Here is a 15,374-nt window from a genome sequence, read left to right as displayed (position 1 = left end):
TGCTCAGTTCTTATCCCGCCTATGTCTCCATCTGCATCGCTTTACTTACATCATAGGCTTCCACATTTATTTCCGATACCCCATCGATCGCTAATTTGGCCAGCTGACTGCCAATATAAGGACCCATGGTCAAACCGGAGGCACCGAGTCCATTCGCTGTAATCAGACCTGACCATCCAGGGACATGCCCCATAACGGGCAGAAAACCAGGCGTAAACGGACGAAAGCCAACACGAACCTCTTCAAGTGTACTATTGGAGAGGTCAGGTGCAAGTTCAAGTCCTTTGTTCAGCACTTCCTGCATACCCCCTGCAGTAATTCGTGTGTCGTAACCTGCCGCATCATTTTCATGTGTAGCCCCAATAACGATTTTCTGTTCTGCAAACGCCAGCAAATACTGGTCGGAAGGAGGCATAATCACAGGCCAGCTGTCTGTATCTTCTTCACTTGATGTGCGCAAATGCACAATCTGAGCCTTTTGATAATGGACTTTAAAATGAATCCCCAGCGGCTTCATCAATTCATTCGCCCATGCTCCGGCACAAACGACGACCGTATCCGCGGAATACCGCTCGGTCTGCACTTCTATTCCAGTCACTTGTTCGTGGTTATAGATTATCCGGGCCTCCCCCTGAATAAAGCGAGCACCATGCCGCTGTGCAGAGCGAATCAGTGCATCACGCAGTGCTCTGCCATCAACCCGGGCTGCTCCGCTGATGTGTACAGATGCATAACCTTCCCCTAGTAAAGGGAACTGTTCACGGGTTTCTTTTTCATCCAGGCATGTAATCGTTCCAATCTCTGGAGCATCCACTCTGCGCAGCTTGGCTCGTTCCACCATCTTATTGATTTTGTCCACATCCGTATGGATGCTTAGTGCACCTGTTTGCGCATATCCTGTCTCCGTTTCTCCATCACGTTCCAGCTCGGCAATAAGCGCAGGGTAATAACGCGCACCCGCCTTGGCAAGCTGATACCAGTCCTGATTCCGCCGCTGGGATAACCAAGGACAGATGATGCCGGCTGCCGCATCAGTGGCCTGTCCGGCATCTTTTCGATCGATAAGCAGCACCTTCGCTCCTGATTTCGCTAAATGATAAGCGGTTGATGCGCCCAATATGCCCGCCCCGATGACAATAACTTTTTTCATGCCAGCATCCCTTTCTTCTCTATCTCTCTCTTTCATACTTTCACCGTTTACATTTCCGCCCGCGCAGGCAGCCAATCGGATTCTCTGGCACCCAGATTCGTGATAAACTGCTGCAGTGCATGAGATATCCATTTTCGCGTATGAATCACCAGTTGAATCTCCATGGTAAATTCGGTATGAACCAGCGGCAGCACTGTGAGCTTCTGTCTCTCAATCTCATCCAGAGCAATCATCTGCGGCAAAAGTGAAATGCCTGGTCCAGCCATAATACTCCGTTTAATCGCCTCAGGACTTCCAAGCTCCAGACCCACTTTGTATGGAATTCCGTTCGTTCTCAGCACTCTCTCCAGAAGCTGCCTGTAGTTGCAGGAATCCTCCGGCATAATCCATTCTTCATCTGCCAAATCACTCAATGCAACCTTGGATCTGGCCGTGAGTGGATGGTCCGAGTTCACGATGAGCACCAGCGGCTCCTCGCGGATTGTAATCCATTGCAAACCCGATTCGGGCGAGGCATTCGCCAGAATGAGACCGACATCCGCCTCTCCTTCTCTTACCTTTTGCAGAATCAGATCTTCTCGATCTGTCTGAAGCCGAATGCCAAGCTCAGGATATTGTTTCCGTGTCGTTTGAATGGGCTCAGGCAGATAATAGGAAGCAAGCGAGTCCATTGTTGCGATGGTAAGCGAACCCCCGCCCTGCTTGGTCAATTTCTCCTGAGAATGCTCGAATATCTCCAGCAGCTGTCCTGACAGTTTAAATAACTCTTCGCCAGCTGATGTCAGCCGAATTTTATTGTTATTATATCGTTCAAACAGTTTGACCTGATAGATTTTCTCCAGCTTTTGAATCTGGGTTGTGACACTCGACTGTGCATACCCAAGTTCTTCAGCTGCTTTGGTGAAGCTCTGCCGCAGTGCAACCTCCCGAAAGGTTTGAAAATAATTCAAATCCATCTTATGTTCCCTCTCATCATCAAAATTATTGATAACACCCATCATCTATTATAGCTAACTATGATACCTTTTCCCATGGTAAAGTGAATGAAATGGAATTCCAACATACATTTGGGGGTCATACGATGTTAACCGAACAACAGATTCAAGGTATTTATATACCTGTGATCACACCTTTTACCAAAGAACGCGAACTCGATCTTCCTTCGTTCCAAAACTACATCAAAGTTATGGCAAGCAGCGGTATTCATGGCTTGGTGATCAATGGTACGACAGGAGAATCACCTACCGTGACTTGGGATGAAGTGGAACAGCTTGTGAAGGCCGCGAAGGAAACACTGAGCAGCATCAACTCGTCCGTACCCATTATGGTTGGAACGGGAACCAATAACACGGCTTCGACGGTGGCGAGAACGAAGAAAGCCGCAGCACTCGGAGCTGACGCTGTTCTTGTTGTTACGCCATATTATAATAGACCAACCGAAGAAGGCATTTATGAGCACTTCCGCATGGCAGCCGGCGTAGGCATCCCTGTGATGGTATACGAAATCCCGGCCCGTACAGGTGTTAGAGTTTCTATCGATATGATGAAGAAAATTATGAACATCGATGGCGTTATTGGCCTTAAGGATAGCACAAATAACCTCGACCTCATGACTGAACTGGTACGCTGCGGCTCCAAGCCCATTTTGTGCGGAGATGATACATTCTTCTACGAAATGTTAACGAAAGGCGCAGCCGGCGGCATGATGGCATCGGCCAGTATTAATCCAGAGCGTTTCCTGGAAGTATACAACCGTTTTGCAGCCGGTGAAAAAGAAGAGGCTTACCGTCTCTATACGCAGCTGCTTCCATTCATTAAAAATCTCTTTGAAGAGCCTGCTCCCGCTATGCTGAAACATCTGCTTGCCAAGCAGGGCATTATTGCTTCCGATCAGCTGCGTCTGCCTTTGATGCCAGCATCAGAGCAGTTGAAAGCAAAGATTGCACTATAAAGTAAAGCCGCAGATTCTTCTGCGGCTTTACCTGTGCAAATCTGTTTCACGTGCAGCTTCTATTTTGCAGCAAAACCGTGATAGAACGTATCCACCACAAGAGCAGGTGCTGCATTTCTGGCGATATTACCGGTGATCACCTGCTGCCATGTCAGGAAGAGAATAGAATACAGCACTTCAACCATCCACATTTTATCCATATCCGAACGGAAAAACCCTTTCTCTTGAAGCACCCCGATGGCGTGCAGCACCGGCTCTCTGAGCTTCAGATAAGCCTCTTCAATGTCCGCGCTGTAGTTAACAGCGGCATCATGTCCCAGAAAATAAATCTTGTCCCCCAGCGGTATTAGCGCTTCAATCAGCTCGGGGATATATTGTTCTACACGATCCTCATCCAGCTTAACCTGCTGCAGCGTCTCGTTCACAACATCAATTGCACGCATCGCCAGATGGATCATCAGCTGTTCACGGCTTTCGACATATCTATGTAATGTGGCAATTCCGATGTTCGCTGCCTCAGCAATATCATTCATCGATGCATTCGGCTTCACGATAAGAAGCTTGGTTGCTTCATCCAATATGGTATACATTCGATTTTGCTTGAATGTTAACTTCTCTTTTTTCATAGCGAACTGCACCTCTACTTAGGTATTTGTTTTAGTATCACTTTCTCTATTTGATCAGAATATATATCATATGATCTTCTTTGTATCATCTAACTATATCATATTTCTTCACAAAACCAATGTGAGAGCTGCATAATGTTAAGTCCTTGTCTATTTCATAGTAAAAAGCCGCCCAAAGGCGGCTTCAGATTGCTGAGAACCCAGTCTTCCAAACCCGAAAGACTGGGTTTCTTACTTATCTCGTGCTGTGTTACAGTTCGATCACTTTGGTGGCTATATTTGTGCAGAACTCACTGTCATGCTCCACAAAAAGCAGGGTTGGTGCAAAGTTCAGAAGCAATTCTTCGATCTGCATCCGTGAAATAACGTCGATATAATTCAGCGGTTCATCCCAGATGTACAGATGAGCCTGCTCGCTGAGACTTTTGGCTATGAGTACTTTCTTCTTTTGTCCTGCGCTGAAGGTCAAGATATCTTTCTCCAGCTGCAGTCCGGATAGATCCAACTTTCTCAAAATTGATTTGAACAAAGTCTCGTCTATCCCCTCGCTGACAGCATAGTCAGACAGATTACCGCTGAGATTCGATGTATCCTGTGATACATATGATATTTTCAGCTGTTGATCCTTGAGAACAGCACCCGTATGGGAAATATCTTCATCACAGATTAATTTAAGCAGACTTGATTTGCCTGATCCGTTTGCACCATAAAGTGCAATACGATCGCCCTTTTCCAACTTGAAATTTATATCCTTGCACACCAGATTGGAATCATAATAGATCGATACATGGTCACATTCGACCAGCTCATTTTTGTGATAAGACAGTGGATGAATTTGTAAACGATCGGCGATTTCGATGTTTTTCAGGAGTTTGGATTTCTCCTGAATGGCAGACTGCTGCCTCTGCTCGATATTTTTGGAACGCTTCATCATCTTTGCAGCCTTGTGCCCAATGTAACCTTTATCCACTTTGGACCCGGAATTTCGGGTTCCATTTTTGCTTGTCTCGACCAAATCAGACCATCTCCCGGTCCGCTTAGCCGAGTCTGATAGTCGTTTGATATCCTTAATCAGCTTTTCATTGCTTGCGAGTTGATACTGATCCTGTCTTCTTTTGTTTTCCCACCAAGCTGAAAAATTACCTTTCTGAATCTCAATGTTTGTTTTGTTAATAGACAGAATGTGGTCTACACAATGATCCAGAAAAGAGCGATCGTGAGAAACCAGTATGAATCCGCTCTTGCTGCGGAGATACTCACTAACCAGCTTTCTCGCATGCAGATCCAGATGGTTGGTGGGCTCATCGATGAGCAAAAATTGATTATCCTTCAGGAACAACGCAGCCAGCATCACTTTGGTTTGTTCTCCATTCGATAGTGAATCGAATGGTCGGTAAAGGACCTCTTCAGACAGTTGAAGCAGGTTACATTCTTTTATCAATTGCCATTGGAGAAAATCAGGAACAATCTGGGCAACGATATCAACCGTCACAGCTCCCTTATCCTGCACATGAAAGGGAAAATAATCAAAGCTGACATTGGCCGAAATATGACCACTGTATTCATATTTGCCCAACAATAGATTTAGAAATGTCGTTTTTCCGCGACCATTCCTCCCGGTAAACCCTAATTTCCAATCCGAGTCGAGCTGAAAACTTACATTCTCGAATATATTATCGTAACTGCCTTCATAAGCAAAGGTCAGATTGGTAACGTTGATTATAGACATATTGATCATCCTTTTTATGTGAAATATAAAAGTTGTCGGGCAGTGTACAACCTGACATGGTCTGAATCACTTTCATATTTGAACATAATCAGGACAACGCAAAAAATTTCATTACAATGTTTATCGCGCACTAACATGTCCGGATTCTGTTTTATTATGTTTTGTGAACCATGCCATAATTTGCGTTTAATGACAGGTTCACAATTACATCCACAATCTCCAGTTCATTCAACACTTTCTCACCTCCTTTTTAGATTAGCCCTGTTCATGCTGAAGCATAATTCGGAAGCCTATGTACAAATTGGTTAGAAGCAAACACGGCTAGTCCACTTTTGCTCCGAGCGAGCGGGCAATCAGAACGGACTGTTCACGATCGATACGTACTCCCTTGAAATCCAGTGATTTCAGATCTATTCCATCCAGAATGGCACCTCGCAGATCAGCTCCCTGCAGTTTCACTTTGCTCATAGATACTCTCGTCAGATCACAATCACGCAGGTCCGCTTTGCTCAGATCGCTCTCAGCAAGGTCTGCTTCCAAGAAACGAATCCCCCGCAGATCCTGTTTTCCGAGCCGTGTATATCTCAGATTCGTATAAGACCAGTCCCCTTTAAAAAGGGTTATACCGTCCATTTGGGCACCGGAAAAATCCGACCCCGTCATTTTGCATGCTGTGAATTTGGACGCAAACAGGTTCGCCCCACCAAATAAACAATTCTCAAATGCAGACTCCGTATGCATCGATCCATTCATCAACGCGCCCTTGAAATCACATTCGATAAAACGGCAGTGGCTGGTTTCAATCTCTTCCATAGAAGCATTCATGAACGTACAGTGTTTGAACACGCAGCTGATCAGCTCGCCATATCGCAGATCACGTCCTTCAAAATGAACGCCCTCGTATTCCTGGTCTTTATACTGATACATATATTACACCTCATTTGGTATAGTGTTAACGTCAACTTTGTTATTCAAAACGACTTATTCTACTATACCATATGAATATCAACGTCATTTATATAAGTGTCTTTGACATCCTGAACATGGATACGGCGGGTTTGTTAATCTCTCCAACCGTTTTGTACCCCAGCCGCTCGTACAATTTGATCGCACCCGCATTTTCCTGCTTGACGGTTAATGAAGATTTCGCAAAACCGTTCAGAACTGCCTGCTTTTCCGCATGATAGATCAACTCCGTGCCGACTCCAAGTCCTCTGCTCTCTGGAAGTGTCGCAATCGTACCGATATGATATTCATCATCCTCGGCTTCCTTCAGCGTTACCATGGTATAGAACTCTTTCCAGTTGCGCAGGTTGTATCCAATCAGTTTCCAACTGTTTAGATTGAACAGCTGTGTAAAAGTAGGCAGTGCAAGTTTGTTCATCAAAGGGGTTGGATAACACATTATCATACCGAGTGTTTTGCCACCCCGCACGGCTTCATAAGCATACTCGTGACTAAAACGATTGTTGCGGGCTTTCCAAAGCTTTTGAAATGTTTGATCTACAACTGCGGGCTCTCTTGAGCCCGCCAGGGAAAACTTCATATAATCCAGCGCCATTTCTGTTAATTTCCCGCCAACGACGGTATGCGGCCTTGCTTTTACAATCGATACTTTGCTCATAACGGTCACTCCTCAAATATACGTATTATTGCGGATTGTGAATTTTTTACTACTGCGCTGGCAGCGGGACAGGAGCGATGCCTTCCACGGTGACATTCACCGCATGAATGGATAACCCGGTAAGATGCTCTACCTGCTCAATGACTTTATGCTGCAATTCTCTGCAAACTTCATGTACTTTACTGCCGTAATGCACGATGATTTTAACGTTAATCTCCAAATGATGATCTTCTCTATGGATAGTAACTCCCTGCTGCAGGCTGCGGCCGCTCCATATTTTGCCGATACGTTCTGCCAATCCCGCTGACATTGAGGCAATTCCACGGGTGGCTGTTGTTATTTTACCGACCATTTTGGAGATGACATCATCCGATATTTCGATAAGACCTGTCGTTTTTTGAATCAGCATATGAATCGCCTCCGTAATTTTGATAGATAATTATATCATTTGATTAAAATATATATCACCTTGAAATGAAATTCAACTTTTTCAGTATAAAACAAAAAAACCGCAAATTTTTGCGGTTTCCGGCTTTCATTTATGTGTGAAGAAGGATGTTTCATGATAAGTACCGTGTCCACTACAACGTCTTCATCTCAATGTAGTCTACAGATAATGATTAAACCAAGCAATCACCTGTTCAAAACAGTCAACGCGAAGCGAAGGTTTGCCGCTTTTTAACAAAGAATGATTTGAACCCGGATAACGAATCAGCTTGGTGGTTTTGCCGTAACGCTTCAAGGTTGTATACAGCTCCTCTGCCTGAGCAATAGGCGTACGGTAATCCTCTTCCCCATGCATAATCAGCAGTGGCGTTTCGATGTTATGAGCATGAGCGAGCGGGGAACGGGACCACAGATAAGCAGCATGCTCCGCAGGATTGCCTCCAATTACGCCTTCTACATAGGAAATTCCAATATCGCTTGTGCCATACATGGACAGCCAATTAGAGATGCATCGCTGTGTCACAGCGGCTTTAAAACGGTTGGAATGAGCAGCGATCCAGTTGGTCATAACACCTCCGTAACTCCCACCTGCAGCGCCCAAACGGAATTCATCCAATATTTCGTAAGATGACAAGACATGATCCACAGCTTCCATCAAATCCCGATAATCACCACCGGCGAAATCACCCCTACAGGCTCTGGCGAACTCCTGTCCATAGCCCATACTGCCGCGAGGATTAACCCATAAGACAGCATATCCTTCGGCGAGAAGGGTCTGCATTTCATGACTGAACGCTCCCGTATACATCGCGTGAGGGCCGCCATGAATCTGCAAAATCAAAGGAAGCTTCTTCTTGAGTCCGATTTCTCCTCTTCGGTTTACGGATGCTGCTTCATCTGAATTCACAGCTGCAGTCGATTCCATTTCTGCCAAGTCAGGCACTGCCAGCCACCCTTGGATTAACCAGCCGTCTGATGATGGGAATTCGATCCGCACGGGAGGATTTACGATCCGTTTAGCCATAAACTCATCATTGCGGCGGGTGAGTCTGGTCATGGTACCGCTCCCCATCTCTACAGTGTACAGCTCTCCGGGATGTGTATCCGTTAAGACTGCAGCCACCAGCGTTTTCTCATCAGCAGCAATTGTATATTGATATACATCCTTCTCTCCCGGAGGCGTGATCGTTTCGCAGCTGCCATCTGGCTGAATCCGGTATACATCCACACTGCCTTGACAGGTGCCCAGTACATAAAACCCCTGCTTTGGAAACGAGCGGCTGATGATCGGCGAAGGGGAAGCAGCTGCCGACTTCATATCTCCCAGTGCAGCATTACCGATCTGCATGTCTAAATCGGGTGCGACCAGCCTGGGTACACCTCGCTGCACCGGAATGGTAAACAGTTGATGATGACTTCCACTCCCATATTTGCGATCACTGGCGATCAAAATAAGCTGTTTACCATCCGGTGTGAAGGAGAACTGGGTAATCTGCAGACTGGAATCTGTTATTTTATAAGGCGCTGCTTCCTCCCCCGCTTCTACAGTAATCATGAAGACGTCCGTATGGTGAAGCAGGTCCGGGTCAGCTTCCTCTTCTTGTACTTGTTTCGAGATAAATGCAAGCTTCTGGCTGTCCGGTGACCAGACCGGTGTAGTGATGTTCCACAATCCCGATGTCAACTGTGTGATGTGTCCGCTTATCATCTCGTACACAAACAAGTGACTGTATTGACCATCCCACCACCCTGCGCCTTCGGCCTTTGGCGTGGTTCGCTCATAAACGCTTCCGCGCAATGCAGATGAGAGCTGGACAGCCGGTTCAGCGTTTTCGTCTTTCGGGTTCTCGTCGTCTCTGGGTTGAACTTGAACCAAATGAACTTTACTGGTAAAAGCGATATATTTCCCATCTGGTGACCAGATGTAACTCGATATTTTACGTTCAGGAGATATAAGCATAACCGGTTCTGATCCCTCCGGATCAAGAGACCACAATCCTTTCCCCCCCTGAGTCGAGCGGAGAAAAGTCAGCCTGCTGCCATCAGGTGACCATGCAGGCGATGAATCATGCATTCCGTGAGTCAATGCTACATCTTCTGTTCCATCCAGTGAAATCCCCCGAATCTGTGTGCTGTATTCGTTCTTCGCCTGATCAATGGTTTGTTCGACGTATGCAACCTGCCCGCTTGCGCTAATTACAGGCTGACTGATCCAGCGGTAGTGATACAGATCCTCCGGTGTAATCGGGCTTTTATTCATAGCCATATCTCCCTTCTGTTTTATTTATGAGTTGACTCTGTACGCGGATCAAGGACATCCCGCAACCAATCACCGAGGAAAATGACACCCAGCACGGTAAACGTAATCGCAAGACCCGGGAATGCTGCAACCCACCAGCTTGTTGCCACGTACTGCCGACCATCACTTAACATGCCGCCCCACGATACATCCGGCGGTTTAATCCCCAGCCCGAGGAAGCTGAGCGAAGCTTCCATGATGATCGTTGTACCCACATTCATGCCGCAGATGACAATAAACGAGGAGAGAATATTAGGCAAAATATGCTTTATAATCAAACGTCCGTTCTTGGCCCCAATGGATCGGGCTGCAAATACGAAATCACGCTCTTTAATGCTGAGCACTTCACTTCTCACGACTCGTGTGAATGGAACCCAGTTCGTTACACCGATAACCAAGATCAGTGTTGTCATCCCCGGACCAACAATTGCCATCACAACAAGCATAAACAGAATTGTCGGGATGGCCATGAAGGCATCACCCACACGCATAATCAGAGCATCCAGCCATTTTCCATAGAATCCGGATATCAAACCCAAGATCGCTCCGAGGATTCCGGAGACAATCACAGCGCCCATACCCACAATCAAAGATACGCGAGCGCCATACACGATTCGGCTCCACATATCTCTGCCCAGGTTGTCGGTTCCCAGCCAGTATTCGGCTGTTCCGCCTTCAAGCCATACAGGTGGTTTGAGACGGTTCAGCGGACTAACTGCTGCCGGGTCATGACTGGTAAGCAGAGGTGCGGCTATGGCAATCAGGACAACAACCAATACAAGCACCGCACCGAATGATCCGGTCCTGCTGATGATGAGCTGATGCCAGATGGAGCGAATTCCGTTGGATATAGGCTGGTTATGATTGTTCTGTGCTGTACCCGGAACTGAAACTTCATTATTGTCTCTCATCAATCGCACCTCCCTCTAGTCATATTTGATACGCGGGTCCAGCAGCCTGTACGACACATCGGTCATAATATTGACAATCACGACGATAAAAGCGATGACAAACACGGCAGCTTGTACAATAGCCATGTCATGGGTATTTACTGCCACAACAAGCAGCTGTCCCAAACCAGGCCAGGAGAATACCGTTTCCGTAATCAGAGTGCCCCCGATCAAACTGGTAAACTGCAGGCTCATAATGGTCACAACCGGAATTAAGCCGTTGCGGAACGCATGTTTTGCAATCACCGTCATTCGTCCGAGTCCTTTGCTGCGTGCAGTCCGAATGTAGTCCTGATTCAAAATTTCCAGCATGCTGGATCGAATCAGCCTTGTCATCTGAGCCGCCAATCCAACTCCCAGCGTAAAAGCGGGCAGAATCAGATGAGACAAGCCGCCGCGACCCGAAACCGGCAAAACTCCCAGCATGACAGAAAACAGCAGAATCAGCATAATACCCATCCAGAAGTTGGGCATCGCTTTCCCGATGACCGAAATGCCCGAAATCAGAAGATCGGTGAACGTGTTTCTTTTTACGGCCGAGATTACCCCCAAAGGCACAGCCATTAATACGGCAAAAAACATGGCGGCGGCAGCCAATTCAAAGCTGGCTGGCAATCGCTCCAGCACAAGTTCGAGCGCAGGCTGCCCATAACGGAAGGATTGGCCGAAATCCCCTTGGACTGCACTGCCAAGAAACTTCACATACTGCGTATATAAAGGCTGATCCAGCCCCAATGCCTGGGTTAACACAGCCCGATCTTCCGCCGTTGCGGTTTCAGGCAGCATTAACGCAACCGGATCACCGGTTACCCGGACCAGTATAAATACGATTAAAGACACGATAAACAACACCGGAATAACCTGAAGTAACGATTTGACTATGTATTTGCCCACTTCCGGCTCACCTCCCCTTTTCAAAAAAGAACGGCAGGAACTTGTTCATCCAGTCCCTGCCGTTCACGGCTTACTCATGCAATGACAGGTGTTATAGCCTGATCTTACTTTGCAGCAGGTGTAATCTCGTCAGCATAGAACATCTCATCACTGCGCGGTGCAAAGTTCACTTTGTCATTGGTTCCATACACGCCTTCCATTTGATACAAATATACAGCGGGACGCTCTTCTGCGAAAATCTGCTGTACTTGCTGATATTCCTTCTCACGAGATTCCGGGTTCATGTTCACAAGAGCAGATTGAAGCAGCTTTTCCACTTCCGGATTGTTGTAATCGGATTCGCCTTTGGCTTCTTCCACCATGTAACGGTTGTAGTTATTGGAAGCGTCAAACAGCGAGTTCCCGATGCCAATCATGAACATTTCCTTGAATGATTTGGAACTATAGCGCTCACTGAAGGCACTTGGCTCAAGTACATCCAGATTGATTTTGAATCCGGCCTGTTCCAGCATGGCAGCAGTAACTTCAGCTTGCTCCTTGTACTGGGAAGAAACGGAGATTGTCATCTCGGCTTTTCCTTCCTCGTAGCCTGCTTCTTTCAGAAGCTGTTTGGCTTTGTCCAAATCATACAGCGATGTTTTGTACAGTGAGGGTTCAGCACCGAAGTTGCCTGGTGTTACGGATGTACGTGTAACAATGCCTGCTCCGCCAGCAATGCTGTCGACAATACCTTGTTTGTCAATGGCGAGATCAATCGCCTCACGTACCTTGGGATCAGCTGTGATACTGCCTTCGGTTTGACGGAAAATCAGTTGAAGAACACGCTGAATCGGCGCTTTCACAATTTTTTTATCCGCTTCCCCTTCGATTCGTGCAATGTCTGTCGACGGAATCGATGCAGCCACATCAACGCCGCCAGCAAGCAGCTCAGATACACGTGTGGAGGCTTCAGGGATCACTCGGAACACCACTTCATTCCACTTCGGCTCACCGCCGAAATAATTTTCATTTTTCACAAGCACGACACGGTCGTCTTTGGTCCATTTGCTGAACTTGTACGCTCCTGTACCTACAGGCTCTTTCAGGAACGTGTCCATTCCTTTGTCCTCAATATATTTTGCAGGCAGCATGCCGGCGCCCATTTTGGACAGGCGGTTAAGCAGCAGCGGGTCCGGTCCATCGGTAACGATGTCTACCGTATGCTCATCCACCGCTTTAACTTCAACGATGTTTTTGAAATAACTGTTTTGTTTCAGCGTATTATCCTTGGCGACACGCTCCAGCGTGTATTTCACATCAGCGGATGTGAATGGATCACCATTGTGGAATGTTACGCCTTCACGCAGTTTGAATCTCCATGTTGTATCATTGACCTGTTCCCAGGATTCGGCAAGTGCAGGTACTTTTTTCTGCTGACTATCGTTTTTCACCAAATAATCAAACACGTTTACAAGCACAGCTTCACTGGCTGTATTGTTATTGTTGTGCGGATCAAAGCTTTCGATATCGGTTGCCGCAGCAATCGTTAATGTGCTGCTGGCAGATGACCCTTCGGTCCCGCTTCCCTCAGCTGTCGTATTGTTCGCCGTATCCTTGCCGCCTCCGCCGCATGCACTCAATACCATAACGATTGCCAGCAATGTAATCCACAAACCTGTCCATTGTCTCTTTTTCATTGTGCTTCTTCCCCCTTGGAAGTTGTATTCCTTGCCAAAAATTCAAGTGCTATTGCGGACAGCAGGCCTACACCATAAGGCATAACCGTCTCGTCAAGATCAAACTTCGGATGATGAAGCGGGTAACGTGTGCGCTCCTCTTCACTGCCGGACCCTAACCGGAAAAACACTCCTGGAACATGTTCGCAGTAAAACGCAAAGTCTTCACCGCCAGTTGACGGTTTGATGTAACTCCACCCCTTCTGCGCATTAACCTCTTCACAGACTTCGGTCAGCAGATCAACCATGCCAAGATCATTCACAACAACTGGATAACCGTCGCCATAGATCACTTCACATTCGGCTCCAAACGAACTGCATATGCCGCCTACCACTTGTTGAATCATAGCCGGCATGCGTTCACGCACTGCTGGAGATAACGTACGAACCGTTCCGATCATCTCCACTTCTGGCGCAATGGCAGTCCCCATGTAACCTCCGGTAATTTTGCCAATGGTGACGACGACAGGTTCGAGCGGGTCAACCATACGGCTGGCTACGTTCTGCAGTGCGGTGATGACTTGGGCTGATACGGCAATGGCATCGATGCCTTCATGCGGACGGGCCGCGTGACCTCCCTGACCAACAATCTTGATAACAAGCGGATCAGCTGATGCAAAGGCAACCCCCTGGCTCACCCCCACTGTTCCCGTATCCTGACTTGGTGTCATGTGGAGGCCAGCAATCGCATCCACCTTAGGATTCTCAAGCACCCCATCCTGAATCATGGATCTTGCACCGGCAAGTCCCTCTTCCGCAGGCTGAAAAATAAATTTGATATTTCCTGATTTGGGCCTTCCAAGACTCGTGAGCAGCTCGGCTGCCCCCATCAGAATCGAGGTATGTGCATCATGACCACAGAGATGAGCCTTGCCGCTTACTGTCGAACGATACTCAACTGTCTTTTGATCTTCAATAGGCAGAGCATCCATATCAGCTCGAAGGGCGAAGGTCGGGCCATCTGTCTCTCCGCGAAGCAGACCCGTTACTCCGGTTTTTCCAACATGACGTGTGACCTCCAGTCCAAGCTGCTCCAGGTGCTCAGCAACAATCGCAGAGGTGCGATGTTCTTCGTAACCAATCTCGGGATGGCGGTGTAAATCTCTGCGCCAGGCACTTAATTTGGTCTGCAGCGGCTGTGCCAGCCGGATGAATTCGGATTGTTTCATTAGGTGTCATTCCTTTCCTGTTCCTTCGATTCAGACACAAGCCGGGCATAGATCGCATCAGCCGAAAACTCGATATGCCTTTTCATCGTATCCCGGGATCTGATGCTGTCACGTGACTTCAGTGCTTCAAGAATCTCCATATGTACCTCATAGTTTACCGAGCGGATTCGCTCGTCGTATGGCATTAAATCCAGTGCCGGATTAATCTTGGTTCGAATCTGTCTGACCGCTGTTTCGCAGTATGGATTACCAGATGCTTTAGCAATGGTCAGATGAAATTTTACATCCAGTGCCCTGAACCATTCCCTTGTGCAATCGGGTTCGACGCTTTGCTCCACATAGTTCTGCAGCTGTTCCAGTTCGCCTGCGGTGATCCGCTCAGCAGCCAGAAAAGCTGCCTCTGGCTCAATAATCGTTCGGTATTCAAACACCTTGAGCATCTGAGCCCAGCCCTTTTTGATCTCTTCCCGCGTACGTTTATGAGAATTGACCGTTAGCGGCAGCACAAATGTTCCGCCTTTTGCGCCTACTCTTTTCTCGATCAGTCCCTTGTCTTCCAGCGCGGAGAGCGCCTCGCGAACCGTAATGCGGCTCACATCAAACATCTCGGCCAAATCCCGTTCAGCGGGTAACTGCTCCTCACTCATCAGCTCTTTTAAAATAATAGCTTCCTCCAGCTGCTCCCGAATAAATTCGCTAACCTTTTTAGTCGATACTTTTTCGAAACGAAAGGAGAATGGATTAGACATCTGAACACTCCGATCTGTTTATGGTCTAGACCTTATACCATTAATATAATTCCGACTAAACTTATATGCAA

14 protein-coding genes are annotated in these 15,374 nt (G+C 47.2%); 1 reads left to right on the top strand and 13 read right to left on the bottom strand.

Annotated elements, in window-relative coordinates; genetic code table 11:
* Window positions 1–19: 19 nt before the first annotated feature.
* The gene (locus tag MKY97_RS13470; protein ID WP_342555909.1) at window positions 20–1,150 is read right to left on the bottom strand and encodes an FAD-dependent oxidoreductase; all 1,131 of its coding nucleotides are present in this window, start codon (window positions 1,148–1,150) and stop codon (window positions 20–22) included.
* A gap of 47 nt (window positions 1,151–1,197) precedes the next feature.
* Entirely contained in the window at window positions 1,198–2,106 is a 909-nt protein-coding gene (locus tag MKY97_RS13465) for a LysR family transcriptional regulator (protein WP_342555908.1), read from the bottom strand.
* Between the two features lie 125 nt (window positions 2,107–2,231).
* Between MKY97_RS13465 and dapA the strand changes: the two genes are divergently transcribed.
* The gene (gene dapA, locus MKY97_RS13460) at window positions 2,232–3,101 is read left to right on the top strand and encodes a 4-hydroxy-tetrahydrodipicolinate synthase (RefSeq protein ID WP_342555907.1); all 870 of its coding nucleotides are present in this window, start codon (window positions 2,232–2,234) and stop codon (window positions 3,099–3,101) included.
* A gap of 59 nt (window positions 3,102–3,160) precedes the next feature.
* Here dapA and MKY97_RS13455 read toward each other — a convergent pair whose 3' ends face one another.
* The 11 genes from MKY97_RS13455 to MKY97_RS13405 all read right to left on the bottom strand — a co-directional run bounded on the left by MKY97_RS13455 (window position 3,161) and on the right by MKY97_RS13405 (window position 15,303).
* Window positions 3,161–3,727, bottom strand: a complete 567-nt coding sequence (locus MKY97_RS13455) for a helix-turn-helix domain-containing protein (RefSeq protein WP_342555906.1) — start codon at window positions 3,725–3,727, stop codon at window positions 3,161–3,163.
* A 250-nt stretch (window positions 3,728–3,977) separates the two neighbouring features.
* Window positions 3,978–5,456: an ABC-F type ribosomal protection protein gene (gene abc-f / locus MKY97_RS13450; protein ID WP_342555905.1), complete on the bottom strand. Its 1,479-nt coding sequence runs from the start codon at window positions 5,454–5,456 to the stop codon at window positions 3,978–3,980.
* 321 nt (window positions 5,457–5,777) lie between these two features.
* Window positions 5,778–6,383: a pentapeptide repeat-containing protein gene (locus MKY97_RS13445; RefSeq protein WP_342555904.1), complete on the bottom strand. Its 606-nt coding sequence runs from the start codon at window positions 6,381–6,383 to the stop codon at window positions 5,778–5,780.
* A gap of 88 nt (window positions 6,384–6,471) precedes the next feature.
* The gene (locus tag MKY97_RS13440) at window positions 6,472–7,080 is read right to left on the bottom strand and encodes an N-acetyltransferase (RefSeq protein WP_342555903.1); all 609 of its coding nucleotides are present in this window, start codon (window positions 7,078–7,080) and stop codon (window positions 6,472–6,474) included.
* Between the two features lie 49 nt (window positions 7,081–7,129).
* Window positions 7,130–7,489 carry an Asp23/Gls24 family envelope stress response protein gene (locus MKY97_RS13435; protein WP_342555902.1) on the bottom strand — a complete coding sequence of 120 codons (360 nt, stop codon included), beginning with the start codon at window positions 7,487–7,489 and terminating at the stop codon, window positions 7,130–7,132.
* Window positions 7,490–7,687: 198 nt separating this feature from the next.
* Window positions 7,688–9,787 carry a S9 family peptidase gene (locus tag MKY97_RS13430; RefSeq protein WP_342555901.1) on the bottom strand — a complete coding sequence of 700 codons (2,100 nt, stop codon included), beginning with the start codon at window positions 9,785–9,787 and terminating at the stop codon, window positions 7,688–7,690.
* A gap of 20 nt (window positions 9,788–9,807) precedes the next feature.
* Window positions 9,808–10,737 (bottom strand): ABC transporter permease, encoded by a 930-nt coding sequence (locus MKY97_RS13425; protein ID WP_342555900.1) that lies wholly within the window; start codon window positions 10,735–10,737, stop codon window positions 9,808–9,810.
* Window positions 10,738–10,752: 15 nt separating this feature from the next.
* Window positions 10,753–11,670: an ABC transporter permease gene (locus MKY97_RS13420; protein WP_342555899.1), complete on the bottom strand. Its 918-nt coding sequence runs from the start codon at window positions 11,668–11,670 to the stop codon at window positions 10,753–10,755.
* Between the two features lie 104 nt (window positions 11,671–11,774).
* Window positions 11,775–13,346, bottom strand: a complete 1,572-nt coding sequence (locus MKY97_RS13415) for an ABC transporter substrate-binding protein (RefSeq protein WP_342555898.1) — start codon at window positions 13,344–13,346, stop codon at window positions 11,775–11,777.
* Window positions 13,343–14,554: a M20 family metallopeptidase gene (locus MKY97_RS13410; RefSeq protein ID WP_342555897.1), complete on the bottom strand. Its 1,212-nt coding sequence runs from the start codon at window positions 14,552–14,554 to the stop codon at window positions 13,343–13,345. The genes MKY97_RS13415 and MKY97_RS13410 overlap by 4 nt, the downstream gene beginning before the upstream one ends.
* Entirely contained in the window at window positions 14,554–15,303 is a 750-nt protein-coding gene (locus tag MKY97_RS13405; protein WP_342555896.1) for a FadR/GntR family transcriptional regulator, read from the bottom strand. Before MKY97_RS13405 ends, MKY97_RS13410 begins: the two co-directional genes overlap by 1 nt.
* Window positions 15,304–15,374 lie beyond the last annotated feature (71 nt).

The organism is Paenibacillus sp. FSL R7-0652 (genome assembly GCF_038595045.1).
GTDB lineage: Bacteria > Bacillota > Bacilli > Paenibacillales > Paenibacillaceae > Paenibacillus.
Note: the sequence above shows the minus strand (reverse complement) of the source record. Positions and strands in the feature narration are given on the sequence as shown.

Bases quoted from the DNA above. Each gene is read 5' to 3' on its own strand.
- dapA (WP_342555907.1), top strand. From the start codon at position 2,232: ATGTTAACCGAACAACAGATTCAAGGTATTTATATACCTGTGATCACA.
- MKY97_RS13430 (WP_342555901.1), bottom strand. From the start codon at position 9,787: ATGAATAAAAGCCCGATTACACCGGAGGATCTGTATCACTACCGCTGG.
- MKY97_RS13470 (WP_342555909.1), bottom strand. From the start codon at position 1,150: ATGAAAAAAGTTATTGTCATCGGGGCGGGCATATTGGGCGCATCAACC.
- MKY97_RS13410 (WP_342555897.1), bottom strand. From the start codon at position 14,554: ATGAAACAATCCGAATTCATCCGGCTGGCACAGCCGCTGCAGACCAAA.
- MKY97_RS13440 (WP_342555903.1), bottom strand. From the start codon at position 7,080: ATGAGCAAAGTATCGATTGTAAAAGCAAGGCCGCATACCGTCGTTGGC.
- MKY97_RS13405 (WP_342555896.1), bottom strand. From the start codon at position 15,303: ATGTCTAATCCATTCTCCTTTCGTTTCGAAAAAGTATCGACTAAAAAG.
- MKY97_RS13445 (WP_342555904.1), bottom strand. From the start codon at position 6,383: ATGTATCAGTATAAAGACCAGGAATACGAGGGCGTTCATTTTGAAGGA.
- abc-f (WP_342555905.1), bottom strand. From the start codon at position 5,456: ATGTCTATAATCAACGTTACCAATCTGACCTTTGCTTATGAAGGCAGT.
- MKY97_RS13465 (WP_342555908.1), bottom strand. From the start codon at position 2,106: ATGGATTTGAATTATTTTCAAACCTTTCGGGAGGTTGCACTGCGGCAG.
- MKY97_RS13455 (WP_342555906.1), bottom strand. From the start codon at position 3,727: ATGAAAAAAGAGAAGTTAACATTCAAGCAAAATCGAATGTATACCATA.
- MKY97_RS13425 (WP_342555900.1), bottom strand. From the start codon at position 10,737: ATGAGAGACAATAATGAAGTTTCAGTTCCGGGTACAGCACAGAACAAT.
- MKY97_RS13415 (WP_342555898.1), bottom strand. From the start codon at position 13,346: ATGAAAAAGAGACAATGGACAGGTTTGTGGATTACATTGCTGGCAATC.
- MKY97_RS13435 (WP_342555902.1), bottom strand. From the start codon at position 7,489: ATGCTGATTCAAAAAACGACAGGTCTTATCGAAATATCGGATGATGTC.